The organism is Prevotella merdae (genome assembly GCF_900290275.1).
Lineage (GTDB): Bacteria > Bacteroidota > Bacteroidia > Bacteroidales > Bacteroidaceae > Prevotella > Prevotella merdae.
This window is the reverse complement of sequence record NZ_LT985324.1, coordinates 854,701-879,722: the sequence shown is the minus strand read 5'-3', so window position 1 is coordinate 879,722 and position 25,022 is coordinate 854,701. Positions and strand designations below refer to the sequence as shown.

Annotated in this window: 22 protein-coding genes and 1 pseudogene; all 23 read left to right on the top strand. The window is 42.2% G+C overall.

The window, feature by feature from the left end:
- Positions 1 to 6: 6 nt before the first annotated feature.
- The 23 genes and pseudogenes from C9991_RS10225 (at position 7) to C9991_RS10115 (ending at position 24,985) form a co-directional block, all read left to right on the top strand.
- Positions 7 to 1,440, top strand: coding sequence for an RNA-binding domain-containing protein (locus tag C9991_RS10225; RefSeq protein ID WP_106812418.1), 1,434 nt, complete (start codon positions 7 to 9; stop codon positions 1,438 to 1,440).
- 32 nt (positions 1,441 to 1,472) lie between these two features.
- Positions 1,473 to 4,451 (top strand): hypothetical protein, encoded by a 2,979-nt coding sequence (locus tag C9991_RS10220; protein ID WP_157949441.1) that lies wholly within the window; start codon positions 1,473 to 1,475, stop codon positions 4,449 to 4,451.
- Positions 4,452 to 4,462: 11 nt separating this feature from the next.
- On the top strand, positions 4,463 to 10,858 hold the full coding sequence (locus C9991_RS10215) for a DEAD/DEAH box helicase (RefSeq protein WP_106812416.1): 6,396 nt from the start codon (positions 4,463 to 4,465) through the stop codon (positions 10,856 to 10,858).
- Positions 10,855 to 12,861 (top strand): McrB family protein, encoded by a 2,007-nt coding sequence (locus C9991_RS10210; protein WP_106812415.1) that lies wholly within the window; start codon positions 10,855 to 10,857, stop codon positions 12,859 to 12,861. The genes C9991_RS10215 and C9991_RS10210 overlap by 4 nt, the downstream gene beginning before the upstream one ends.
- Entirely contained in the window at positions 12,851 to 14,179 is a 1,329-nt protein-coding gene (locus tag C9991_RS10205; RefSeq protein WP_106812414.1) for an McrC family protein, read from the top strand. The genes C9991_RS10210 and C9991_RS10205 overlap by 11 nt, the downstream gene beginning before the upstream one ends.
- Before the next feature lie 147 nt (positions 14,180 to 14,326).
- On the top strand, positions 14,327 to 14,575 hold the full coding sequence (locus C9991_RS16885) for a hypothetical protein (RefSeq protein WP_198643784.1): 249 nt from the start codon (positions 14,327 to 14,329) through the stop codon (positions 14,573 to 14,575).
- Positions 14,576 to 14,627: 52 nt separating this feature from the next.
- On the top strand, positions 14,628 to 14,852 hold the full coding sequence (locus tag C9991_RS10195) for a hypothetical protein (RefSeq protein WP_106812412.1): 225 nt from the start codon (positions 14,628 to 14,630) through the stop codon (positions 14,850 to 14,852).
- Positions 14,853 to 15,169: 317 nt separating this feature from the next.
- Complete coding sequence (locus C9991_RS10190) at positions 15,170 to 15,778, top strand: YqiA/YcfP family alpha/beta fold hydrolase (RefSeq protein ID WP_106812411.1); 609 nt, start codon at positions 15,170 to 15,172, stop codon at positions 15,776 to 15,778.
- Complete coding sequence (locus C9991_RS10185) at positions 15,775 to 16,053, top strand: DUF1294 domain-containing protein (protein ID WP_106812410.1); 279 nt, start codon at positions 15,775 to 15,777, stop codon at positions 16,051 to 16,053. Before C9991_RS10190 ends, C9991_RS10185 begins: the two co-directional genes overlap by 4 nt.
- A 28-nt stretch (positions 16,054 to 16,081) precedes the next feature.
- Positions 16,082 to 16,315, top strand: a complete 234-nt coding sequence (locus tag C9991_RS10180) for a hypothetical protein (protein ID WP_106812810.1) — start codon at positions 16,082 to 16,084, stop codon at positions 16,313 to 16,315.
- Positions 16,316 to 16,327: 12 nt separating this feature from the next.
- Positions 16,328 to 16,996 carry an AlkZ-related protein gene (locus C9991_RS10175; protein WP_106812409.1) on the top strand — a complete coding sequence of 223 codons (669 nt, stop codon included), beginning with the start codon at positions 16,328 to 16,330 and terminating at the stop codon, positions 16,994 to 16,996.
- 2 nt (positions 16,997 to 16,998) lie between these two features.
- Entirely contained in the window at positions 16,999 to 17,514 is a 516-nt protein-coding gene (locus C9991_RS10170; RefSeq protein WP_106812408.1) for a pyridoxamine 5'-phosphate oxidase family protein, read from the top strand.
- A 162-nt stretch (positions 17,515 to 17,676) separates the two neighbouring features.
- Positions 17,677 to 18,567, top strand: a complete 891-nt coding sequence (locus C9991_RS10165; RefSeq protein ID WP_106812407.1) for a helix-turn-helix domain-containing protein — start codon at positions 17,677 to 17,679, stop codon at positions 18,565 to 18,567.
- 9 nt (positions 18,568 to 18,576) lie between these two features.
- Positions 18,577 to 18,675 (top strand): annotated as a pseudogene (locus C9991_RS17085) (carboxymuconolactone decarboxylase family protein); the annotation flags it as partial.
- Positions 18,676 to 18,696: 21 nt separating this feature from the next.
- Positions 18,697 to 19,557, top strand: coding sequence for an aldo/keto reductase (locus tag C9991_RS10155; protein WP_106812406.1), 861 nt, complete (start codon positions 18,697 to 18,699; stop codon positions 19,555 to 19,557).
- Between the two features lie 45 nt (positions 19,558 to 19,602).
- The gene (locus C9991_RS10150; protein ID WP_232823305.1) at positions 19,603 to 20,349 is read left to right on the top strand and encodes a DNA alkylation repair protein; all 747 of its coding nucleotides are present in this window, start codon (positions 19,603 to 19,605) and stop codon (positions 20,347 to 20,349) included.
- Between the two features lie 293 nt (positions 20,350 to 20,642).
- Complete coding sequence (locus tag C9991_RS10145; RefSeq protein WP_106812405.1) at positions 20,643 to 21,161, top strand: GNAT family N-acetyltransferase; 519 nt, start codon at positions 20,643 to 20,645, stop codon at positions 21,159 to 21,161.
- A gap of 81 nt (positions 21,162 to 21,242) precedes the next feature.
- On the top strand, positions 21,243 to 22,007 hold the full coding sequence (locus tag C9991_RS10140; RefSeq protein WP_106812404.1) for a YaaA family protein: 765 nt from the start codon (positions 21,243 to 21,245) through the stop codon (positions 22,005 to 22,007).
- 5 nt (positions 22,008 to 22,012) lie between these two features.
- Complete coding sequence (locus C9991_RS10135) at positions 22,013 to 22,252, top strand: VOC family protein (protein ID WP_106812403.1); 240 nt, start codon at positions 22,013 to 22,015, stop codon at positions 22,250 to 22,252.
- Positions 22,253 to 22,859: 607 nt separating this feature from the next.
- Positions 22,860 to 23,093 carry a hypothetical protein gene (locus C9991_RS10130; protein WP_157949440.1) on the top strand — a complete coding sequence of 78 codons (234 nt, stop codon included), beginning with the start codon at positions 22,860 to 22,862 and terminating at the stop codon, positions 23,091 to 23,093.
- Positions 23,094 to 23,192: 99 nt separating this feature from the next.
- A complete protein-coding gene (locus C9991_RS10125) occupies positions 23,193 to 24,071 on the top strand; it encodes a YeeR family protein (RefSeq protein ID WP_106812401.1) in 879 nt (292 codons plus the stop codon).
- Positions 24,002 to 24,322 carry a glycine zipper domain-containing protein gene (locus C9991_RS10120; RefSeq protein ID WP_157949439.1) on the top strand — a complete coding sequence of 107 codons (321 nt, stop codon included), beginning with the start codon at positions 24,002 to 24,004 and terminating at the stop codon, positions 24,320 to 24,322. The genes C9991_RS10125 and C9991_RS10120 overlap by 70 nt, the downstream gene beginning before the upstream one ends.
- Before the next feature lie 30 nt (positions 24,323 to 24,352).
- Complete coding sequence (locus tag C9991_RS10115; protein ID WP_106812399.1) at positions 24,353 to 24,985, top strand: hypothetical protein; 633 nt, start codon at positions 24,353 to 24,355, stop codon at positions 24,983 to 24,985.
- The last annotated feature ends 37 nt before the right edge of the window (positions 24,986 to 25,022 follow it).

The following is a 25,022-nucleotide window of genomic DNA, read 5'->3' as shown; positions in this document are numbered from 1 at the left end:
AAAATAATGACACAAGAAGAATTAAAAGATATTGCCCGTTGTGGTGAGACCACCACAATCCAGTTTAAAGAGCAGTTTACAGGGCAGAAAGAAATCGCCAAGGAGATGATTGCATTTGCCAACACCCTTGGCGGACAGATATTCTTTGGCATTAAAGATAAGACAGGCGAACTGGTAGGCTTGTCTTACGATGAAATACAAACCATCAGCCGAGAACTAGGCAATGCTGCCAACGAACAAGTACGCCCTACCATCTATATCACCACCGATGTGATACGAGCCGATGGCAAGCATTTTCTGGTATGCAGTGTAGCACAAGGAAAGAACAAGCCCTATAAAAATCTGAATGGTGAAATATGGGTAAAACAAGGGGCAGACAAAAGACGCATAACAGAGAACTCTGAAATATTGTCTCTATTTCAAGACTCAGGTAGCTATCAGGCTGATGCAGCAGGGGTTCAGGAAACAAACTTCGATGACCTCGACCGCTATGCACTTAATGATTATCTGAAGAAAGTTTATGCCCTGAATCTTGATAAACTATCTGACAATGCAGAGCAGATGTTAAAGAACATTCACGTGCTCAATCACAATGGAATCCCAACGCTCGCAGGCTATCTCTTTTTCGGTAAACATCCGGAATACTACTGTCCTACATTTATGGTGAAAGCCGTATCATTCTTTGGAAACGAACTTGCCGGTACTCAATATCGTGACACAAAGGAGATTGTCGGTAATATGCCACAGATATATGAAAAAAGCATGGCTTTCTTGAAATCAAATTTACATAACATACAAGAAAAGGGAGCTTCGTTCAACTCGCTCGGTAAATTGGAAATCTCAGAGGAAGTACTGGAGGAAGTATTACAGAATGCGTTGGTACATAGAGACCTACTCCGTTCTGCACCAATAAGAATATTTATCTTTGACAACAGAGTTGAGATTATCAGCCCTGGTGCATTGGCAGGAGGTCTGACCGAGCAGGATATTCGTAATGGAAAAACCTATCAACGTAATCCATATTTGGCAACATTTGCCACCAATGCCTTGCATTATAGAGGCATCGGTTCAGGCATCGTGCGAATATTAGCAGAATATCCAAGAATCGAGATAAATAATGACGCCAATGGTAAAGAATTTAAGGTAACAGTTTGGAGAAAAGAAGATCAGAAAAGTACCCAGAAAGCAGACTATAGTACCCTGATAAGTACCCAGAAAGAAGAAAGAAGTACCCAGAAAGTGGAAAGAAGTACCCAGAAAAGTACCCAGGAACAGATTCTCAACATTCTTAGAATTCATCCACAAACGGGCAGAAAGGAGTTGGCTAAAATTATCGGCATTACCGAAGATGGAATAAAGAAACAATTAGCCAAACTAAAGAAAGAAGGGATGATAGAGCGTATTGGCGCTGATAATGGTGGTTATTGGAAAGTAAAATAGCAATAAAGTGTCAAACAAAATAGGTAAGGATTATGGCAACAACTCCCTATACAGAAGAGGATAAAAAACTGCTGGCATGCCTACCTAAGTGTCAAGAGCAACTTAGGAAGCAAATAGACGTAGGTCGCCCCTACGTCTGGGAGCTCAGACTCTCTTTAGAGCAGTTCTATATCCTTGAAACGGCTATAGCAAATAGCATCTCCTCACATAGCAATGATTATCATCATCTGCTAAGTGAGGATTTCGCCGTTATATTAGTGATGTATCTGGCAGAGTGGTACAAACGTTTTTATAAGGGTGCAGACACCATGGACGACAACAAGGTGATAACCCTTACCACCGATGAATTGAAGATGTTGTACCAACTGGCAAAGATTGATGCTAATACCTTCGTTTATAACGCATCAACTAATCCGGACAAGACCTCTTACCGATGGCTGGAATCATTGCAGGTATTGGGTGGACTGGCTGTACAAGCAGAGCTTAAACGAGATAAGAATGATGCGCTCCTACCCCAGCTTTGCAAGATATTCCATGGTGAAGAAATAGAACTGGATGATTTGAAAGACCGTAACCGTGCTGTTGCCTTCCAAGAGTCAATAGCACGCAAGCATAGTCTCTATGAATACCTAGACTGTATTCTCAGCAAGGAAAAAGAGGCTCCTTTTGCTAAGGAAGACATGAATCGTGAAGAAACCTGCATACCGCAGTTACTCCACAAGATTCTGGAAGCTGACGAGGTGGCAAAGAAAAATAAATTTGACTTTGAATGGGTGATTGCCTATACTGCAAGCAGAAACCAGATGGTTCGCCACCTGAGAGTGAAACTGAAACCTGAAGAGATTGGTGGAGGTAAAAAACAATACATAGGCTACGACAGACTGCAGAAACCGGAATGGGGAATCGAACATCCTGAGGAAGTGGGTAGAATACGCTTTTATCTGCGATTCAAGGATAATGGTCGCTATGTACAGAAATTAGATAAAACGGAGGAACCTCTGTTTAAATATGATAATACAGGAAGTGAAAAGACCGGCTTCTTATCGGTAAACAAAATCGACGAGAATACCTATACCGATATTCCTGTATGCCATTTCGACAAGGTTGAGATGGTGATGAAGTACGACGAAAATCAGGCTGACGGCACAAGTATTGCCGTGACAAGAGTTGTGCAGGAACTGCATGTGGCAGACTATATGCAGGTGTATGCCCTGCCTAAGACAAGCAACAAGTTCAGCACGAGAAAGAATGCACAGGCTGCAACAGCCGTGATATTCTCTTCGGCATATCATCTTGCAGAACCTTACAGAGAGTTGCCAGTGGTGTATGCACATTATAGAAATGGAGAAAAATGCGGTACTGACTATTGCTGGTGTCCTATCAATGATAAGGTGATACTGGTTGGTCCGGATGGCAAGGAGATATTACCACCCTTCTTCAACCGTAATGGACTATACCAGGTTGTTACAAAGAAATATCTGAAGACCATCAAGTATAAGGATAATGTCTTTGTGCTCTACAAGTATATCGATACAGACTACGATGACGAAGAAATGCAGGAAGATAATCTCCCTGTTCTTTTCGGACGCAGTGGTCTGGAAGTACGACATTATGCTACAGGTGCTTCAAAGGAAGGCGAACCTGTAACTGACTATGATCTGGAATGGCTGAAAGGATCACGCTATGTGGATTGGAACGAAGAAGAACCAGAGCAAGGTGCAATTCGCCTAAGAGTGACGGTAAAAGGCATCGTATTCAAACCGCACGTGTATTATGTACCTTTCACTCCTGTCTCTGCCGGACAGCAACCAATCTGGCGAGATTTCGAGCACATGCGTATCTGTACAGCTTTGGAAGGAGTAGATGACATACAAGATAACTTTGAAAAGTTGCTGGGTGTGCGTGAGCCTGATACCAAACAGCTGAAAATAGGAAATGACCAGGCACAAATATTGGTGGACGTATATCGTCCTATCATTATGCGTGAACTATCGCAGAAGGATAGCAATAGGAAAAGTCATATTGTGAGTTACGCTGGCAAAGAAGAGGATATACACATTCCTCTCATCAACTGCAACCAATTCTCTATAAGAGATTTCTCAGAAAATGGCGTGAAGGAATATCAAATCAAAAAGAACAGTAGAATGTTCTATGGTTTCCCTACCTTCAATGACCCTAACCTTTCTGTAGATAACTACAAACTGGAAATGCCGGTAGATGAACTTACAGAAGAGTTTCCTCTGGATTATCTGAAAGTATATATATCGAAGGCTATGGATGCACCGAAAGATTTATATGCATGGAACTACAAGACGGATCCAGTGGCTGTAGCTAACAGCAACGAACTATCAGGTGACGGCATTGTATTCCAAAGCATGAAATTCAATTCGTTTCCACGGCATTATGCCTTACCTTATATAAAAAAGGTAAAGTCTGGTTGGGGAGGTAAGAAATCGCAGATAGTAGTCGATGCATTATATTGCTTTGAAATCGTGGCTGAGCATAAGACATACTTCTTTCTCTTCAATCCACTCATAAAAGTGGTGAAAGCAGGCAGACAAATTGGAGATATATTTCTTCCTCTTGTCAAGAAGCGTGGTTATCAGCTAACCGATACAGACATTGAAAATCTGTATCAGTTTGCCGTAGAGTTCCACTTCGACTGGATGCTTTTACCAAGAGAAGCGTGGATCAGCCAGATTGAAGATTTGGCAGAAGATGCTGACGAGGTAAGCAAGATGAAGGAAGCTGTAACTGAATTCTTTCTGAAGACGCCAAAATGTTCGGATGAACGAGAGGAGAGTTGTCTGAAAGAGTTTCTTAAAAGATACTGGTCTTTTGATGTCTGGCCAAAGATAGAGGAAGATGCAGATAAAGCTCTCAAACTCATACAAGATAACCCAGATGCTTTGGGAAAATATGAAAACTTGAAAGAGTTTCTGATAGACTTTGATGAGTGCAGATATAAATTCAGCGAGATGAATCACGCTATAGTTTCAAATGAAAATTAGAATATCGAGATATGAAGCAAAAATTCAGATTTGCAGAACTATATAAGAATAACCGCACAGCAGTAGAGAAAACTCTTGCAGCCATGTGGTGCGGTGAAGCAAGGAACAAAAGCCAAAAGGGATATATCAATCAGTTGAAGATGATAATCCCTGAGGTATTCGCTCCTAAGGATGCCATGCCATTGGTACAATGCATGAACAGCTACGAGACTGTTTATCCTGAACACGAAGCCGAGGCTAAAGAAATGGTGGGTACACTCTGGCAGAAATGTATGCCTAATGCAGATTCTTACTATCCACCTTATGAGCACCAGTATCAGTGCTGGAAAACTTTGCTGAAGGAGAAGACTCCTGACGGCAAAAATATGAGTATCGTTGTAACAACAGGAACTGGTTCGGGTAAGACTGAGTGTTTCATGCTCCCTCTTGTACAGGATCTGATAGAACATCATATACCTGAACAGGTACAGGCCATCTTCCTCTACCCTCTCAATGCACTGATGGAGGATCAGAAGGCACGTATGGAAAAACTGCTGGCAGGAACAAATCTCACTTTTGCTGTTTACAATGGTGATATGCCAGAGTTTCTGCCTAATGAAGAGGATAAGAACTACAAAAAAGTTCTCCGTAAGATTGATGCCATCCGTGGTATAACCAGGGATGAAGCTGGAAATGTCATTGAAGAAAAATACCCTCATGTCATAGCCACTCGTGCCGAATTGCGTCAACACCCAGCCAACATACTGTTGACAAACCCAACCATGCTGGAGTATATCTTGCTGCGTGATAAGGATAGAAAGCTGATTCATGAAAAGCAGGAAGAGGAAGGCGAAGGCACACTGAGATGGATTGCTTTGGATGAGACTCATACCTATACTGGTGCTGGAGCCGCTGAGATTGCCATGCTGATCAGACGTGTGCTCATGGCCTATGGTGTGACTACTGACGAGGTACGCTTTGCAACGTCATCCGCTACCATCGGCAATGGTAGTGAGAATGCCAAGGAAGAACTGAAGGATTTCATTGCCGGAATTACCGGATTGCAGACTAACCAGGTGAAATATGTGGATGGTAAGCGTAAAGGCATCGATGTCATTCCTGAAGAGGACAAAGAGTATTGGCTTAAGCTTATCAACGATAATCATGACGGATATAGCAAACTCGATGACTTGATAACGGAAGGTGAGACTATCGAGGAGAAGCTGGTGCGACTGGACGAAATGTGCCAAAAAGCAGAAGATATGGGTCTGGAAGACTTACGTGTGAAAGTACATTACTTCTACCGTGTACCAAACCATGGCCTGTATGTTGACCTTGCAGACTCACACTATACCGAGGATGGTAGTTTCCGTGTCTATTTGGAAAACAAATCGGGACAGAGGAGCAAAGACGATGCACCCTTATTGGAAATGAGCCGTTGTAAGCATTGCGGTGAGTATGTTGCCATTGCAGAAGAAGTGAAGTATGATGACGGCATTGGCTATCAACCTATTACTATGGATGATAGCGACATGTTCGATCTTGTCAATACAGAAGATACAGGTAAAACTCTCTACGTATTTGGTACTACAAAAAGTGAGAATGCAGAATATGACAACAATATACCTTATATTATCAAGGGTAACAGACTGCTAAATGTTACAGCAAGCAATCCGGCACCAAAAGGTTGGAGAATCATAGCCAATGCTCATTGCCAATGCCCTTATTGTGGTACGAAGCTGACAAAACAGGCAAAGCAGGACGAAGACAATGCCGATGTGATACAAACTGATGAAGAAGATGCTAAGAAACTTCAGAAGTTCCGTGTTGCTCCAGATTTTATCTCCAGATTGATAGCTCCTTCTACTCTCGACTTGATGACAGAAGGAAAGCCAAAGGATGAATCTAAGATATATCTGCATAAAGGGCAGCAATATATCAGTTTTGTAGATAGTCGCCAGATGGCAGCTCGTAGTACCATTAAGCAGAACTTGGAAGAAGAACGTCTGTGGGTCTATGGCACTTTGTACCATGAGTTATGCAGAATGGCTACTGCTGGCAGTATGACAATGGAAGAGGCTATTAAGCACTTCGAAAATATTTACGATACTACAGGTAGAAAAGACCCTCAGCACAAGGATGCAGAAGAGAAACTGGACATTCTTGAAGGTAGCGATGAAAAAGCTATTCAGGCACTGCTCAATGAGCTGAAGCCTAATCAGTTCTTGTCATGGCAGGACATTTTAGATGTGCTTATCAATGATAGGCTGGCAGATATTTTCTGTCAGCAGTTTGCCGAACGCTCTGAACTGAGCCCAGAACTTGATGAAGATGGCAATATAAAACCAGAGACGAAACGTAAATATATTCTATCCCTCATGGTGGAATATCTGTCTCACAGACCTTTGTCTGCAGCAACTCCAGAAACAATGGGTTTGTTCGCCTCTTACTATGACGACTTACAACCAGCATTGACTTCAAAGTTGCCTGATGCTGTAGAGGAATTCAATGGTAAGCTATCACCTGAAAATCAGATTTCTAAAAAGGATTGGCACGCCTTAATGCAGTTATTCCTGGACTATACTGCTCGTCAGAGTGAGTGTGTATTCTTGACAATGGATGACCAGGACTCTGTTGACATATTCCAAACGGTAAGATTTGCCACCAAAAAAGAAATGCGTCGTCCTGTCCACAAACCAGTCATCAGAGACAAGGCAGCTAATCCATCTCGTATCATCAGATTGTTAGCAAAACTGATTGCAAATGAGAAGCATATTTCAATAGTGAATGCTATCAACAGTTATAAGCAAGACATTCAGGATGTTATAGACTGCATGTGGAATGAGCTGACGTTAAAATACGAATTACTGGAACATGGTAAGCATTATGACACGGAGTTACACAAACAAGTTAAAGACAAAGACGAGGTAAAAGATGGAGTTCATTTTACTCCTTATCGACTCAATCTTGCCAAACTTGGTTTCAAACTCTATGATGATGTATATTTGTGTGACACAAACCAGTCTGGTAGCAGACATCATGTAGAATGTCTGCGTCCCGTAGAGATTACCTTCCATGGTTATTCACCATACGTCATCGGCGGCGAACCAGTAGCTTTGAAAGAAGAGCTTCATGAAAAATGGGTTCCCTACCCTTATCATAACCATAGCATGAATCCAAATCCTGCTGATGAGGTGATAGAAGAATGGGCTAAAGATAATCGAAAGATTCTCTGGAATAATGATTTATGGGGAGAAAACGGTTCGTTCTCAGATCGTCTCCTTCAAATTCATCAATTCCCTCAACTCTTCATTCAGGCTGAGCATACAGCACAGGTGGATAAGATGATTAGTCGTCAGGTACAAGAAGATTTCAAGGATCATAGACTCAACATCCTTGCTTGTTCTACAACAATGGAGATGGGTGTTGACCTCGGTGACTTGGAATTAGTGATGATGACTTCTGTCCCACCAATGCCTTCAAACTATAAACAGAGAGCCGGTCGTAGTGGACGACGCGGCCAGGTTCGTAGTGCCTGTGTTACACTGTGTGGATCTGACGCTGTAGGTATAAGGACATTGCTGAATCCTATGGAGAATGTCATCATGCGCAACGTCAACTCGCCTACTGTTGATCTGAATAGTGCCCAGGTGATTCAACGTCATATTAACTCTTTCCTCATTAGAGAATTTGGCGTTTTTGGAATGGCTGGTGGCAGTATCACTGAGCAAGTAATCAGTTACTATACTAATTATCAGATAGTTCCTGATGGTGAGAGCAACCACTTTAAGGTAAAGAAAAAGGCTGATAATGCTCCTATTAGTCCATTGGATGGATTGGGTGACGAGACTGGTACACCTTATGAAGCATTCAACAATAAATGCAGCGAGTCGCTGAGTGATGATTTGAGAAGAAAGATTCGAATTTTGTTAGACGGCACTATCTTTAGTAGCCGTCCGCCTCAGTATGTCGTTTCCAAAGCTCGTGAAATGAACGAGAAATGCTATTCTGAACTGGAATTGCGCATTCAGGATTATGCAGAACCATACAAGAAGGCAAAGAGTGCAAGACAACAGGCATTCTTTGAAATGAAGTTCATTGAACCATTAGCTTCCCGTTTGATTTCATATTGGGCAACTCATCGCTTTACGCCAAATGCCAATATGCCAGTGAACGTGGTAGAGTTTGATATAAATGCTTCATCACAGACATCATATACATTGGTTACCCCATCGAACCCATCATACCCTCTTCGTACTGCATTGTCTCAATATGCACCGGGCAATCCTATTGCAAGAGACGGTATGGTAAGAATCGTACGTGGAATCAGATACACCAACTTCTTCAAACCAGAAGTAACGTTCAAAAAGCTGTACTTCAACCGTGAACAAGTGGTGATTGATACAAAAGAGGAATTGGACTCTTTAGAGAAATGGAGAGTTAGTGCAAGTACAGAACTCGACCTGTTGCAACCTGCAGAATTTATTCCAGACATGAATGAATCGGCAAGTCGAATTCTTGACCAGAATGTATATACTCGTGTAAGTGCTCAGTTGATTGGAGCTGATGAATGGAAGCAGGATCGTATTGAACCACACCTTTTTGATACCCGTAGCAGTAGAGAAAGTGGCAACGGTCAGATACTGTATTATAATGAAGGTACAGGATTTGGCTATTGTCATTGTACCAAATGCGGAAAGACCGTACTTGAAAGCTGGCCTGCAGCCTCATCAAGTGACCCTGATAAGCTGCCAAACGAAATGAATCCTATCGCATCAAAAGATACGGATAAGCCAGATTATCACTTTGCACTCGTGAAAAAAGGTCCGAAACCGAATAAGTGTTTGGGATGTGGCAGTACTGATTACATCAAGCGAAACGTAGTTTTGGGAGATACCATCCAAACAGATTATACAGAGATTAGAATACGCCATTTCCAGAAAGACTGGATTAACAGTCGTAATGAAGAAGAAGATCTGCTCATCACTCTTGGATTGCTCTTTGCAAGAGCCTTGTCTGAGGAATTGAATGTTGAGCGTACAGACCTCGACTTTACCATTACACCTAATGGACATATTTGCATTTTCGATGCTAATCCTGGTGGTTCCGGCTATTCTAACCAGCTGGCTGCTATGGACTTGATGAAGTCGGCTATAGAACGTGCCTATACAATCATTGAGGCTGCAATACGTTCAGGCAACAAGGAGGCATTGATAGACAAGTTCACACTACACTATATCAATCATATCGATATAGATGCAGCAAAGGCATGGATAGAAGAGGAACGCTCTGCAAGAAAAGTTCTGCCAAATGCTGTATCGAGCGTATTCGGAGAAAGTGCTACAGAAACATCTCTTGCCAAGATGGAACGTACATTTGCATTGTCACAGAACGAGAAGTTCATTTTCGTTGATGATGACTATGCAAGCTGGGAATATGAAGGCACAGACCATTGTTGGAAAGGTCAGTTCTTCAACTATTTTGCTCCTCATGGTCAGCAGACTTCTTTCTGTGTAGTTAAGAATACGGATATAGCTATACCTACACCGGCGATGAGCATGATCCGCTCTGTTAAGGGATGGACAAACGAAGTGATGGAAATAAAGAATCCATTTGCAGGGAATGGGCTTTACCCGTTGGCATACATTGATGGCAGATTGTATTTTACAAACAACCCTAACCATATCACAATGAATGACAAGTGGGGAAATGGTACCATATACTATATCCGTACCAATAACTTCGCATGCAAGGCAAAGTTTATAAAGACGGATATTGTGGATGCTACAACGAAGATATTCAAACTCGTGGATGGTGACCCAACAATCATCAAGACATCTGGGCTTGCCGGTATCATCGACAATAGAGCATCACAGATTGTTCAGGCATTTGTAGCTCATTGTCAGGCTAACAGAGAATCTGTAGTAAATGTGTCTTATCAAGATGAGCACATGAAGAGCATCCTGTCTATCATCTTGTGTTCACAAACTATCAAGTACTTCATTAAGAAGATTGGTTCTCCTTATAACTTGGAGTTCTTGGTTGAGCGATACAATAGTGACAACGGAAAGCGTGATAATCTTGGAGCCAATCAGCCTACATCAGAAGACCGTGACTCATGGCTTGAAAACCTGGCAAACGAATTGGTTGAGGGATTGGAATACGAGGATGGAATAAAAGGTGCTCTCTCCCCTGTCGTATCAGCACCAAGACGTAGTCTAACGCATTGGCGTGTCCTCACATTTGAATGTGCTGGAAAGAAACTATGTATCTATCCTGATGGAGGTTTTATGAACGGATGGTTTATCTACAACGCTCCAGGTGAGCGAAAGATGTACGATCTATCCACTATCACCTACGATACAGAAATAGACATCTGCAGGAACCAGGATATAAAATTTGATATAGCAATAGAAGATACGAAATGAATTTAAGAGATATAGTCACATTATTCAAGAATCACCAAATCCAATATGGGCTAAATGGTGATTCTAATTTAGAAGAATTATATAAATGGGAATTGGTGTCCAAACAAAATGGACACCCAGACCCTAATGCTGTAGATTTTTCTAAAGAGATTAATTCTCTAGAATTTAAGAATCTATGTTTTAGTTCACAGATTACCACAATTAGAAATTTTGTGAAATATGAACCAGAAGAGTATAGAAAACTCTTTAGAGCACTGTTTGATGAAAACATCCTTCTACAAGAAAGAATAGAAAACTTTACTGAAAGCTGCAAAACATTATGGGATGATAAGATCAAAGCAAAGTTTACCAATCATACGAGTGCAATGTGCGATGAGCGACTTATCAGTTGTTTCTTGGCATTCCATAATCCTCAGAAATATACTTTTTATAAAAATGACGTATATAAAAATTTATGCAAGCTTTTAGAAGTTAAGCCACGAAAGGCTGGTCTGAAGCTTGTCCATTTTTACGAATTACTAGATCAATACGTTATTCCAGAGATTGAGAAAGAGAATGAATTGATTTTGTCCATCAATGACGAAATAAAGAATAATGGATGTATTCAAAGTATGCCACTTACAGCCCAAACTGTATTGTGGTACTATAATAGGACATTATTAAAAAATACAGATACTGATAAGGAAGATAATGAAAATGATCTTGTTGAAACAAAAATAGACAGCACTATGATGTATCAAAAATATATTGACTTGCTTAAAGAGAGCAAGAACTTAGTTCTGACTGGTGCTCCTGGTACCGGTAAGACCTTTATGGCTCAGACCATAGCAAGAGAAATGGGATGTGGTAAGGACGAAATGTGCTTTGTGCAGTTTCATCCTTCTTATGACTATACAGATTTTGTAGAAGGGTTCCGACCTATTATGATGTCTGATGGACAGATGGGATTTGAGCGTAAAGATGGCATTTTTAAAGAGTTTTGCAAAAAAGCTATCAAGAATTTGGAGGACAGCAAAAAAACTCTCACTGAGTTATCGGAAGAAAAATCACTGAATGATAAATATAATACAGTTATTGATAAAATTAATAATGGTGATTTGAATGAATTTAAGCTTAAAACAAACGGAAAATCCATGGAGGTGGTTAAGGTTACAGACTTTAATAATATAGAACTGAAAACTCCTGGAACTAGTAGTAATCGTACATATACCGTTTCTTTTGCCAGATTAGCAAAACTTGCAAAAGTATATACTACAACAGAGGCTTTGGACAATATTTCAAACATTAGCGATGCTGTAAAGAATGCTATCGGAAGTTGTCATGCTTATGCGTACTGGGCTGTACTTAAAGAAGTGTACAAACAAAAGAACATTTCAATATTAACAGCAAGTAACGTAGTCAAAAAAGATTTTGTCTTTATCATTGATGAAATCAATCGTGGAGAGGCATCAAAAATATTTGGTGAACTATTCTATGCCATTGACCCTGGTTATAGAGGCAAGAAAGATATACGAGTAAAGACTCAATATCAGAACCTTGTCCCTAAAACAGATGTATTTGCTGAAGGATTTTATATTCCTGAAAACGTATTCATTCTTGGTACAATGAATGATATAGACCGTAGTATCGAGAGCATGGACTTTGCTATGCGTCGCAGATTCACATGGAAGGAAATAAAGCCTGAAGACACACAATCTATGCTCGACACACTCGAATGTGCCACTAAGGCAAAGAATGTAATGGTAAGATTGAATAATGAGATATCCAAGATTGAAGGGCTTGGTCCAGCCTACCAAGTTGGCCCATCATACTTCTTAAAGTTGGGTGATAATGGTGGAAACTTTGAAAAGCTATGGAATATGAATATCGAACCATTGCTTAGAGAATATATACGTGGTTTCCGCAAATCAGACGAAATCATGGAAAAGTTGAGAAATGCTTACTTCGATACCAAAGAAAGCAACTCAAATATTAATGATAATGAATTAGTCGATGAGAATTAACTTAACAGACAATAATATTGGACAGGTGAAAGCTGGGACATTTCTTCGCAAAGATGTTTCAGCTTTATTCCCTATTGCCGACAAGACAATAGCTCAATTATGTCATGAAAATGAAAATCTGCTAGTATTTCCCTTTAGTATAGAGGATTCAGACGACAAAGTCGGTGAAGCTTCAGTTATGACCATTCTAAATACAAGTGACTCTGAAAAGGTACGTATTACCACAGGAAATGTGATGGGGTTTATCGGTGTTGGAAACCTGCAGATAAAAATCAAATCCCGCTTTGACGAAGGACGCGACGACTATCTCTTACATTACATGCTTCAAAAGGTCTTTTCATTCAATCTCTTTGACCTTAATCACAACAACGAAAAAGAGGATGTATTTGACTTTATCATGTTTATGTTCCCTCACTTGCTAAGGAACGCAATGCGCCAGGGCATATACAGAGAGTATCAGAACTTCAAACATAACGACTCAAAATTAAAAGGTACGATTGACTGGGGACGCCATATTGCCCAAAACATTCCGTTTGCAGGAAATGTGGCATACTCCACTCGTGAATATACCTATGACAATGACATGACAGAGTTAATCCGTCATACAATTGAGTTTATGAAGTCAAAGAGATATGGTCAATCCGTATTAGGTTTAGACCAGGAAACTATAGACAATGTAAAATCTATAATTTCACTAACTCCTTCATATAACAAAAATGAGCGTGGTGCAATTATTGGTAAGAACCTTAGACATAAGAGTCATCCTTACTATACGGAATACCAGCCCCTGCAATGCCTTTGCTTACAGATTCTAAGAATGGAAGAAGTAAAGTACGGAGAAACAGATGAGGAGATTTGCGGTATTCTGTTTGATGGAGCCTGGCTTTGGGAAGAGTATCTGTATACCATTCTACAAAAAGAGGGCTTCAAGCATCCAGAAAACAAGAAACATAAAGGTGGCATCTATTTGTTTGAAGATCATAGTGGAATCCGTTATCCAGATTTCTATAAAGATGATATTGTTCTCGATGCAAAATACAAGAAGCTTGAAAGTTATGAAAAAGTTTCAAAAGTAAATCGCAATGACCTTCATCAGTTAATTACATACATCACTAACTTACAGGCCTCGAAAGGAGTTTTTATAGCTCCTTTGTCTGAGAGACAGCAGAAAATTCCAAAATCACGGTTGAAGGACTCATCTGCATCACTATATATATTAGGTATTGAGATTTGTCATACGTCCACTTCTTATGCAGACTTCTGTAAAAAGATGAAAGCAAAAGAAGCATTCTTTGTAGATACATTAAGACAATTATAATTGGTCAAATTACATATATTAAAGCAGGAAGAAACAGTTCTTTCTGCTTTTTTTCTTTCATTTTTGCACATTCTTTTGATTGTGCAGATAGACTGCACAATCAATTCATACCTTTGCACCAGAAGTTAAACATTAATAGAAAAAGGTATGGGACTATTCGATTTTTTATTTTCAAGCGGCGTTTCTAACAGCCAAAAGAAAGCGCATCGCAACGCTGGTAATAATACAACCTCAGACCATGAAAACTATGCTCGTGGCTATGAAGATGGTTATGACGATTGCTGCTGCGACCATGATTGTTCTTATGAAGACTATCATGATAGTAGTTATTGTGATCGTGATGAGTATGAAGGCATCGAGAATGATGGGGGCTATGACGGTAATTGTGGTTGGTAGTCAGCTTCTGAAAATGGATTATTCACATTATTATATTATAAAGATATAGAAAATGAAAAAGATTATTTTAGTTGCACTTGCTGCATTGTTTGTATGCAGTGCTGTCAATGCTCAAATTCTGCGAGCAGAAGAGTTGGAAAAGTACGCAAAAGAAAAGTATGGAGAGAAATGGGTTGATGCAGCAACCAATCTCGGTACCCAGTTGACATTGGATAAGAACAATGCCATCACCTATACTCAGGTAATCCCTGCTGAAGGCAAAACCAAAGAAGTGTGATATAAACGACAATAAGGTTCGTGTTACCTACACAGTACCATTCTATTCTGTCAATGTTGCCGTTGGTGGCGGTTGGATGGGTGCAATGGGAGGCATTATTAACACCTTGCCATCCTTTTTGTTTTCACGACACTATAATCATACTTTATGATATTTTAAGTTTCATACTCTTTATAATATTAATCCATTTCTGAATTTAGTTTGTATCTTTGTAGTTGAAAGCAAAACAAGAGATTTAACCGACGGAGGAGCGAGAACCATCAAGCTCGCTTGAATGGCCGAGTCGCGAAGAAGTAAGGTGAAACTAAGATTAGAGCATGAAGAAGATATTATTCCTACACGGATTCTTCGCCACGGGTAGTTGTCCGATGGCGAGGGCATTGATAGAGGCATTCGAGGGGACGGCGATAGTGCTGACTCCCGACTTGCCATTGCATCCCAAGAAGGCGTTGAATGAAATACGTTCTATTATAGACAAAGAACAACCCGACTTGCTTTTGGGCAACAGTTGCGGAGCTTTCCTTGCCCAAATGCTTGCTCCTACAGTTGGCATCCCAGCCTTGCTGGGCAATCCGTATTTCATGATGACGGAGTTTCTGAAGGAACGCATCGGCGAGCATGAATATAAGGCACCAAGAAGAGACGGCAATCAACGATTGGTTATAGATGAGGCGCTGATTGAGGAGTTTGCGGAGTTGGAAGCCGTGCAGTTTGACCATTGCAACCCATATTATAAGGATCGTGTGTGGGGACTTTTTGGTGAGCAGGACACTCTGGCTCACTTCTCCCCTCTCTTCCTGGAGCATTACAACCAAGCCTTCCATTTCCCAGGCGGTCATACGCCTACAGAGCAAGAGGTGAAGACATGGTACGCTCCCCTTGCCCAGAAAATGTTGATGGAGTTTTCAAGAAAGGAACAAGAATGAACACATTACATAGTTGCCTCGCCTACTATCTCCTTGCCATCAATGCAGTTACATTCATCATGTATGGCATTGACAAATACAAGGCGAAGAAAGCCAAGTGGCGCATTTCCGAAGCCACGCTTTTGTTGCTGGCTGTACTTGGAGGAAGCATCGGGGCATGGATGGGAATGAAAGTCTGGCACCATAAGACGATGCACAAGAAATTCAAATACGGCATTCCTGCCATTCTGCTGATACAGATTGCGCTGATGGCGTATTTGCACATAAATCTTTGAAAACTAATAGTTTGAAGAAAATATGGCAATAACTATTGATACAACAAACCTCTGTTCGCATCTTCAAAAGAAGTTGTTTGAACCTGGGGGAATATATTATCCTATCTGGAAAGACATGCAGAATGATGAGGAGCTGACAGCCGTGGTTCGCTCACGACAGCTTCATATTTATCGTAACGGCAAGAAGATTCTAATTCTCGCTGGCAAGGCTCAGCCGAAGATTATCAGAGAGGATAAACTAAATGAATTGATAAAAATATAAAGAACGAAGCTTATGAATTTTCCAGAAATATATTCAGCAACAGGCATGATGGAGCTGATTCAGAAGATCGGCTTCCTCCCTCTCCTTGATAGTGGCATTGAAGGATTCTCTGCCGAAGACATCGTGGCGGAAGACTGCGGTTACGTAAGACTTCCTGAAGGCGGCTGGGACTGGCCGCTATGGAAATGGAAAGGCGAAATTGTGCAGGAAATGCCGTGTTTGTACGGAAAGTTCTTCAACAAGAAAGCGGGATTTATCAGCCAGGAATGGTGGCCGGATTTCTGCAACTACAGAAGAAGCAAGTTCCCTCGCCCAGATGATGAATCGATAGAAGGAGCCATTCTCAGTACGCTTCAATCATCTGGCAGTCTCATCACAAGAGAACTTCGGGCAGCCTGCGGTTTTACGGGTAAGGGAATGAGAAGCAAATTTGACGGTTATCTCACCCGACTGGAAATGGCGACTTATATCGTGACCGAGGATTTCATCTATCCTCGTGACAAGCATAATCATGAATATGGCTGGGGCTGGTCGCTGCTCAATACTCCCGAAGATCTCTATGGCAGGGAGTCTTGCCAATGCAACCGCACTCCCGAAGAGTCTTATCAGAGGATTTTCGAACATCTGAAAGAAATCCTGCCCGATGCTACGGATAAACAGATCATTAAATTAATTGGATAAAAATGAGAAAGAAATCAAGAGCAATGGATAGCCAATGGGCATTGGAAGTAATGCACAAGGCTCCATATGTAACAGTAAGTTTCATTGACGAAGACGGCAAACCTTACGGTTTACCTCTTTCACTTGCATCAGATGATGATGTGAACTGGTATTTTCATGGTGCCTTGGAAGGCAAGAAGTTGGAGGCAATCAAGGCTCATCCAGAGGTCAGCCTTTCAGCCGTAACCCGTTGTGCGCCTACGATTGGTCCGAAGGACGGCAGTTTCACCCTGCAATTCAAATCAGCCATTGCATTCGGCAAGGCAGAAATCGTGACAGATGAAGCAGAGAAAATTCATGGTCTCCGACTAATCTGTGAGCGTTTCCTTCCTCACCACATGGATGCTTTCGACCAGAGCATCGCCCGTTCCCTATCGCGCACGGCTGTTGTTCGCATCACACTTACTGAGCCGCCAACCGGCAAGCGCAAGCAATATGATAAGGAAGGCGTAGAAATGAAATATGGCAGAATGGAATAAATCTCCGATAATGGTAACATCTTCCGAAAACCAGGTATAAGCTCATTAGGAGAATGTGCGTATCTTTGCAGAAGATAAGCTGCACTCGGCAATTTGAAAGCAAGCTTTCATTGCGCTCATTTGCATTATCTTTGCACCCAAGAAATGTTAAAGCATAGGATTATGAAGGAATTATTCTTTAATACGATACAGGAGTTCAACGACTACATAGGGGTAAAAACGCTTCATCCCTTAGTAAGTGCTGTGCGTGTGGAGAATGCCTCTCCTATACAGGAGGCTGTGCATCACTACGGACTTTACGCCCTCTTTCTGAAGGAAAACAAGGGATGCAAATTGTCATACGGCAGAACAGAATATGATTTTGACGAGATGACCGTAACCTCATTTGCTCCGGGACAGTCGATTAAGGTTGAACCCATTCCAGGTGTTCCGTTTGCCAAATATACGGTATTGGCTTTCCATCCCGACTTGCTCAACCGCACCCAGCTTGGCAAGAACATCTCACGCTATGAGTTCTTCGACTATACAAGCAACGAAGCACTACATCTATCTGCTGCCGAGGTAAACATCTTCCGTGATGTGCTCACAATGATTAAGCAGGAATTGCAGCATCCTATAGACAAGCATTCGCGTGAACTCATCGTTTCAAACATCGAGTTGCTGCTGAACTATTGTCTGCGCTTCTACGACCGTCAGTTTATCACACGCGAGGAGATTAATCATTCGGTGGTAAAGAAGTTCATCACTCTGCTCGATGAATACATTGCCCAGAAGGCGGAGCATGAAGGTCTGCCTACCGTAGCCTACTTTGCCGACAAATGCTGCTATTCTACCAAATATTTCGGTGAATTAGTCAAGACAGAGACAGGCAGAACCGCAAAGAGTCTGATCAACGACCGACTGCTTTCTGCAGCCCGCCAACTACTTGTAGATGAAACCTTAACCATTACGCAAGTCAGCCAGCGCCTCGGCTTTGAATATCCTCAGCACTTCGTCCGCTTTTTCAAGGCTCAGACAGGGAAGACTCCAAGCGAGTATCGCAAAACAGCGTAGATATAATAAAGCATATTTGCCCACCTCGCCTTTGAAATACCTGGCGAGAACACATCCAACGAGTGGCAGGAGGCTGTGAGCGATGAGGAATATAACAAGATAAAATAACAACTATAAGATTTTACAAATATGAAGAAGATAAAGTTAAGCAATGGCGTGGAAATGCCGCAACTGGGATATGGTGTTTATCAGGTGGAACCTGATGAGTGTGAGCGTTGCGTGCTGGATGCTCTCAGCGTGGGCTATCGGATGATAGATACGGCACAGGCTTATCTCAACGAGGAAGCCGTGGGCAACGCATGGAAGAAGAGCGGTGTGAATCGTGATGAGATTTTCCTCGTTTCCAAAGTCTGGCCTTCCAACTATGGCGACGGACAGACTATGAAGAGCATCGATGAGAGTCTGCGCAAACTGCAGACCGACTACATCGACCTGATGCTCCTCCACCAGCCTTACTGCGACCGCTATGGTGCCTATCGTGACTTGGAAAAAGCTTACAAGGCAGGAAAGGTTCGTGCCATCGGAGTGAGCAACTTCTTCCCTGATCATCTTATAGACCTGGCTTCCAACATGGAGATTGCACCGATGGTTAATCAGATGGAGACACACGTGTTCAACCAGCAGCACGAGACCCGAAAATTCATGGATGAGTTTGGCACCAAGCTCATGGCATGGGCTCCTTTGGCAGAAGGACAGAACGGACTGTTCACCAACCCTACCCTCACCCAGATTGGCGAGAAATACGGCAAGACTGCCGCACAGGTAGCCTTGCGCTGGCTGCTACAAAGCGACGTAATCATCATCCCAAAGACTGTTCATAAGGAACGAATGCAGGAGAATCTGAACCTCTTCGACTTCGAACTTGATGCTGAGGACATGCAGGCGATTGCTGCGCTCGACACCACCCACAGTCTTTTCCTCGATCATCATAGCGGAGAAACCACCAAGCAGTTTATGGAATGGAGAGCTGTGGTGAAACCTACAGAATAAAGAGGCAATTACTCCTTCTATGTTGCATTATAAAGCAAAGAACGTATGACTTCACTTCAAGAACGGCTGTTCGCCATGCAGGATAAGCAGTATGCTGCTTTCCAGGCCAAACTGACACCGGGAGTGCCTGTGGAGAGTTTCATAGGCATTCGTGTGCCCGTGCTTCGCAAGTTCGCAAAAGAGTTTACAAAGGAGACAGAATGCGAGGAATTCCTTCAGCTGCTTCCTCACGAATACTACGATGAGAATATGCTTCACGGTCTACTCATTTCCGAGGTGAAGGACTACGAGGAATGCATCCGTCTGACAGACCGCTTCCTGCCATTCGTGGACAACTGGGCGGTTTGCGACATCATGTCTCCGAAGGTATTTGCCAAACACAAGGAGGAGCTGTTGGCGAAGATCAAGACTTGGAGTAAATCATCACACGTCTATACTTGTCGCTTTGGAATAGGAATGCTCATGTCGCATTATCTGGATAAAGACTTCAAGGCAGAATATCTTGAAATTCCAGCCTCTGTAAGGAGCGAAGAGTATTACGTAAAGATGATGGTAGCCTGGTTCTTCGCTACCGCCCTTGCCAAGCAATGGGACCAGGCGATTCCCTACATTGAGCAACGCCGCCTTGCTCCATGGACGCACAACAAAACCATCCAAAAGGCCATCGAGAGCTACAGAATCACGCCCGAGCAGAAGGAATATCTGCGGACATTGAAGGTTTTCGTTAAGCCAAATGAGCAGAGTCAAATTTATTTGAACTCTGCCATGGCGAGAAAACGTGTCACGAAGTGAAAGATAAAATAATTATGACACAAGACACTTCTACATATCCATCCCTATAATCACATTTCTGAATATTTTTTTGTATTTTTGCAGATATATTGCGCTGATGGCGTATTTCATAAGAATTGATAACAAAATAAATAACTAAGTATATGAGCATTAAAAAGAATGGGATATATTGGAAGGGCATCAAGCGCCGGATAGGGAAATTCTTTGAGAAGGTGCACGAATGTATACTTATCTTTACTGATTGGCTGGGGTAAGCGCACATAGTAAATAACTGCAACCATTGATATAATCTGATGGAAACAGAAAGAATTTTACTTCGCCATTGGCAAGAATCGGATGCAGAGGCGCTCTTCAAGTACGCCTCCGACCCTGACGTAGGACCTCGTGCTGGATGGCCTGCACATAAGTCTGTAGAAGAAAGTCTGGAGATTATCCGGACATACTTCCATAATGACACGACATGGGCAATTGTTTTGAAAGAGACAGGCGAGGCTATCGGCTGCATCGGCTACTACACCCATGAAACCAGCAACATCCCTATCGGAGAAAACGATTGCGAGGTGGGCTACTGGGTAGGAAAGCCTTATTGGAACAAGGGAATCTGCACCGAAGCCTTGAAGCTGATGCTTGACTACTGCATCCAAGTAAAGCATTTCGAAAACATCTGGGCAGACCACTTCACCGGAAATCCTGCATCTGGAAAGGTCATGGAGAAATGCGGTTTCTCAGACACCGGAATGCTGAACCGATGCAGTCAACTCGTGGGTGGCGACAAGGATATGGTCAAGATATTTAAGTACAAAGGATTATAAACTGCAATAAAGGTAATATAAGCATTTGGCTTAACTTCTATTATGAAAGAATCTTAAGAAAAAGGTCATCATTTTCTAATCATGCAGATATTATTAGCAAACGCCAAGATAATGTTCGGCAAGACGAACAGAAAGCCCATCTCCACCCCACTCTTCCAGACCGTGGCAGACACCTTGGCTGCGGAAATGGCAAGAATGGACGTGGACGATTTGGCCCGACAGCTTGATTGCAGCCAGAAGATAGCGGCAGAGAACTGGAAACGCTATCAAAACTTTATGGCAACCGAGAAGATGCCTGCCCTGCTTGCCTACAATGGGCAGGCATATAAGCATCTGCGTGCCGACACCTTGAGCGACGAGGCATTGGAGTATGCCCAGAAGCATCTCTGGATAACGTGTTTCCTCTATGGTCTGCTTCGCCCTATGGACGGCATTGTGCCCTATCGTATGGAGCATTGCGTCACGATAGAAGCCACAAACGACAAGCCCATTAATCAGTTCTGGAAAGACCGGCTGACGGATGTGCTAATAGATAGCGTGAAGGCAGACGACGGCATCCTCCTGCATCTATCCACGGAGGAATATGAACATCTGTTCGACTGGAAGAGGGTTTGTAAGGAGGTGACGGTCATTCAGCCTCTCTTCTATGTGCTCCAAAAAGACGGCAGACTGAAGATGCAAGCTGTTTGGGCAAAGTCGTGCCGCGGAGCAATGGTACGCTTCATTCTTAACAACCGCCTCGTCACTCCCGAAGAGCTCTCCGCTTTCAGCTACGAAGGCTTTGAATACGCTCCACAATTAGGCGATGCAAACAATCCGCATTTCGTAAGAGAATATATCAAATAAAATATATGAAACTAAACAAAATACATCATGTAGCCGTGATTTGCTCTGACTATGAGCAATCAAAGCAGTTCTATACAGAAGTGTTGGGCTTGAAGATCGTGAGCGAACATTATCGTGAGAATCGCCAATCATGGAAGGCAGACTGTATGAAAAGTAAAATACATTTAAATTATATTTGCTTGCAATCATATCGACATTTGAAAGCAAGCAAAAATACGTTTGCCAGAAAGCATAGATACGTTTGATAGAAAGCATAGATTGCTCGAAGTATAACTTCGAAAACGAAATAAGATAGTTAACTTGTTGAATGAAAGCTACTTACTTAGTTGCTATACCTATAATTCTTAAATCTGATTCTAATATTGGTTTTTTCTTACGATTATTAAGAAAATCTGCTACAAATACTTTTTTTCTTAGTTATGACACTATTTGTCATCTCTTGGGCTATATCATTTGGCCACTGGATTGGTTCACTGTTCTAAAGAGAAATATAATAGCTCACTGGGGTCATGTCAATTATGGACACCAGTGAGCTATCGTACTATCAAATCGATTTCAACTTCGAATTATTGCTACTGAAATAATATATAGGCAAGTCTTTTGTTATATGGTTGTTGTGAATGGTGCCGAAAATATCTTTAACTGGTACCAATATTATTGTTCGAATGTTTGGTCATTAAAGGATAAATGAGTAATTTTGCATCAGAAATCCAGTCGTAACAGACTGTAGAGTTCTTTGACATATTGAGGATATTCAGAATGGCTGACATTAACGACATCTGTGTTGTATGGATACATGAAACGTTGGGTTCTACTATTTATATTTAATTAATTTTTTCTAACCCGTTGGCAATGAGTGGGTATATATACATGCTTAAGCTGACACAAAACCAACAACTCATGAGAAAGAACAAGAGAAAACAGAGTGTAGTTAACAGTGAGAATGTGATGACAGCCGTGCATGTAGCCTGTGCTTGCGCAGCAGTAGCTAGCGTACTTGTCCCAGCAGTTCCGGCGCTCGGAGGCATTGGTATAGTCTGTACCAAGACTATTCCGTCATTGCTAAGAGGTCACATTTTCTTCTAAGTCATCTTGCATGGCTTCTATGCATGTGTATGCTTGTATGGAAGCTATGTAGATAGATTTTTCATCTTGAATACTTGAATAACTCAATACATTATATATATGGCAAAGAACAACATCAATACAGTGATTAACCGCGCATCTGCTACCAGCAGCGCACAGTCTACTAACAACTATATGCAGTATCCGTGTTACCGCAACAAGCAGGGACATGGATGGGCTGCAGAAGATGCCAATGCTATGGCTGACCGCCTTTCTGGAAAAAGGGTGGATCAAGTAGGCCGTGACAACAGCCTGAACGGTGCAGACCGTATCAGTAACGGCATAGAGATTCAGACGAAGTATTGTGCATCTCCATCAAAGACTATTGGTGCAGCTTTCTCCGACGGGTCATATCGTTATGGAAAGATGAAGCTGGAGGTACCCAAGGAACAATACGATGAGTGCGTTCGGCTGATGGCAGATAAGATACGTTCCGGTGAAGTTCCTGGTGTAAGCGACCCTGCAATGGCGAAAGACATTGTAGTTAGGGGAAACTGTACCTATGACCAAGCTGTTAATATAGCCAAGGCTGGTACGTTGGATTCTGTCAAGTTTGACTTAAAGACACAATCTGTGTCGTGTTCCATCACATGTGGCTTTTCTTTCGCTTTAGGGTATGCCAATGCTTTGCGTAGTGGCAAGAGTCATGCTGAAGCATTGAAGTGTGCTTCTACGCAAATGGTGAAGTCGGGTGCTACCTCATTAGCTGTGGGAGTAGGTACTCAACAGTTGTTGCGTACAACAGTAGGCCGTTCCATAGCTGCTACCGCTACACATTCCGCTCGAACCATAATTGATGCGACTTGTAAGACGCAAGTGGGTCAACAAGTAGTGGAAAGGCAGCCTCTGCTCTTGTTGGTAAGGAGGTTGTGGGACAAGCAGCTAAGAATGTATTGGCTAAGGGAATGCGTACCAACATGGTTACTGGCGGCATTATGATGGCTGCACAAACCATACCTGATGCTGTGAAACTATGCAATGGCAAGATGTCGGCAGGTGAGTTTGTGGAGAACACAACCAACAATGCCGCAGGTATAGGTGGTGGTTATGCCGGAGGAACATTCGGTGCTGCTGTTGGTACAGCGTTACTTCCTGGTGTAGGTACTGTTGTCGGTGGCATGGTAGGCGGTATAGTAGGTGGCATTGCTGGATCGTCAGTTGTACGTGGTATATTCTCATTATTCGATTGAAAGTAAATCTTTCCTAAAACAGACTCAACGATGGAAAACAACATTTTCTTCATGCCTTATATTGGTAAGGATTATGCCAATGGAGGCTTGTTCGGTAAGCGAACAATGATATTGGGCGAGAGCCACTATTGTGACGGAGGTTGCTGCGACTGCGGCAACTGCCGTCTATATAAGCAGTGCGCCAATTTTACTCAGAATGTCCTCTGCGACTTTCTCGATGAGAGTAAGGAGCGCCAGAAATGGATGCGTACTTTCGTGAAGTTCGAACGGTCGCTTGTTGGAGAGAAGACCGATTGGGCGTTGAGACGGAAGATATGGGATTCTGTTATGTTCTATAACTATCTGCAAGTGGCGATGACAGGTCCTCGTAAGGCTGGTACGTCAGCGCAATACAAACAGGCAGCTAATGCTTTCTTTGATGTCATTAATGAGAACGAGCCTGAATGTATTATTGTTTGGGGTAAGCGACTATGGAACAATATGCCAAACGAACGATGGCAGGATGGTGACGACATAGTAGTCGATGGTTACCATGCAGCTACAGGATATTATCTCTTACGCAATGGCAAGCGAGTGAAGGTCGTAGCTGTATACCATCCTTCTGGTGGATATTCCTGGAGTTATTGGTATAGAGTGATAAAACGTCTGCTTTCATCAATCTGACAGACTATTGGTGCTACACATTTGTATGGCATTAATA

Excerpts from the sequence above, each read along its gene's own strand:
- C9991_RS10225 (WP_106812418.1), top strand. The coding sequence starts at position 7 with ATGACACAAGAAGAATTAAAAGATATTGCCCGTTGTGGTGAGACCACC.
- C9991_RS10220 (WP_157949441.1), top strand. The coding sequence starts at position 1,473 with ATGGCAACAACTCCCTATACAGAAGAGGATAAAAAACTGCTGGCATGC.
- C9991_RS10215 (WP_106812416.1), top strand. The coding sequence starts at position 4,463 with ATGAAGCAAAAATTCAGATTTGCAGAACTATATAAGAATAACCGCACA.
- C9991_RS10210 (WP_106812415.1), top strand. The coding sequence starts at position 10,855 with ATGAATTTAAGAGATATAGTCACATTATTCAAGAATCACCAAATCCAA.
- C9991_RS10205 (WP_106812414.1), top strand. The coding sequence starts at position 12,851 with ATGAGAATTAACTTAACAGACAATAATATTGGACAGGTGAAAGCTGGG.
- C9991_RS16885 (WP_198643784.1), top strand. The coding sequence starts at position 14,327 with ATGGGACTATTCGATTTTTTATTTTCAAGCGGCGTTTCTAACAGCCAA.
- C9991_RS10195 (WP_106812412.1), top strand. The coding sequence starts at position 14,628 with ATGAAAAAGATTATTTTAGTTGCACTTGCTGCATTGTTTGTATGCAGT.
- C9991_RS10190 (WP_106812411.1), top strand. The coding sequence starts at position 15,170 with ATGAAGAAGATATTATTCCTACACGGATTCTTCGCCACGGGTAGTTGT.
- C9991_RS10185 (WP_106812410.1), top strand. The coding sequence starts at position 15,775 with ATGAACACATTACATAGTTGCCTCGCCTACTATCTCCTTGCCATCAAT.
- C9991_RS10175 (WP_106812409.1), top strand. The coding sequence starts at position 16,328 with ATGAATTTTCCAGAAATATATTCAGCAACAGGCATGATGGAGCTGATT.
- C9991_RS10170 (WP_106812408.1), top strand. The coding sequence starts at position 16,999 with ATGAGAAAGAAATCAAGAGCAATGGATAGCCAATGGGCATTGGAAGTA.
- C9991_RS10165 (WP_106812407.1), top strand. The coding sequence starts at position 17,677 with ATGAAGGAATTATTCTTTAATACGATACAGGAGTTCAACGACTACATA.
- C9991_RS10155 (WP_106812406.1), top strand. The coding sequence starts at position 18,697 with ATGAAGAAGATAAAGTTAAGCAATGGCGTGGAAATGCCGCAACTGGGA.
- C9991_RS10150 (WP_232823305.1), top strand. The coding sequence starts at position 19,603 with ATGACTTCACTTCAAGAACGGCTGTTCGCCATGCAGGATAAGCAGTAT.
- C9991_RS10145 (WP_106812405.1), top strand. The coding sequence starts at position 20,643 with ATGGAAACAGAAAGAATTTTACTTCGCCATTGGCAAGAATCGGATGCA.
- C9991_RS10140 (WP_106812404.1), top strand. The coding sequence starts at position 21,243 with ATGCAGATATTATTAGCAAACGCCAAGATAATGTTCGGCAAGACGAAC.
- C9991_RS10135 (WP_106812403.1), top strand. The coding sequence starts at position 22,013 with ATGAAACTAAACAAAATACATCATGTAGCCGTGATTTGCTCTGACTAT.
- C9991_RS10130 (WP_157949440.1), top strand. The coding sequence starts at position 22,860 with ATGAGTGGGTATATATACATGCTTAAGCTGACACAAAACCAACAACTC.
- C9991_RS10125 (WP_106812401.1), top strand. The coding sequence starts at position 23,193 with ATGGCAAAGAACAACATCAATACAGTGATTAACCGCGCATCTGCTACC.
- C9991_RS10115 (WP_106812399.1), top strand. The coding sequence starts at position 24,353 with ATGGAAAACAACATTTTCTTCATGCCTTATATTGGTAAGGATTATGCC.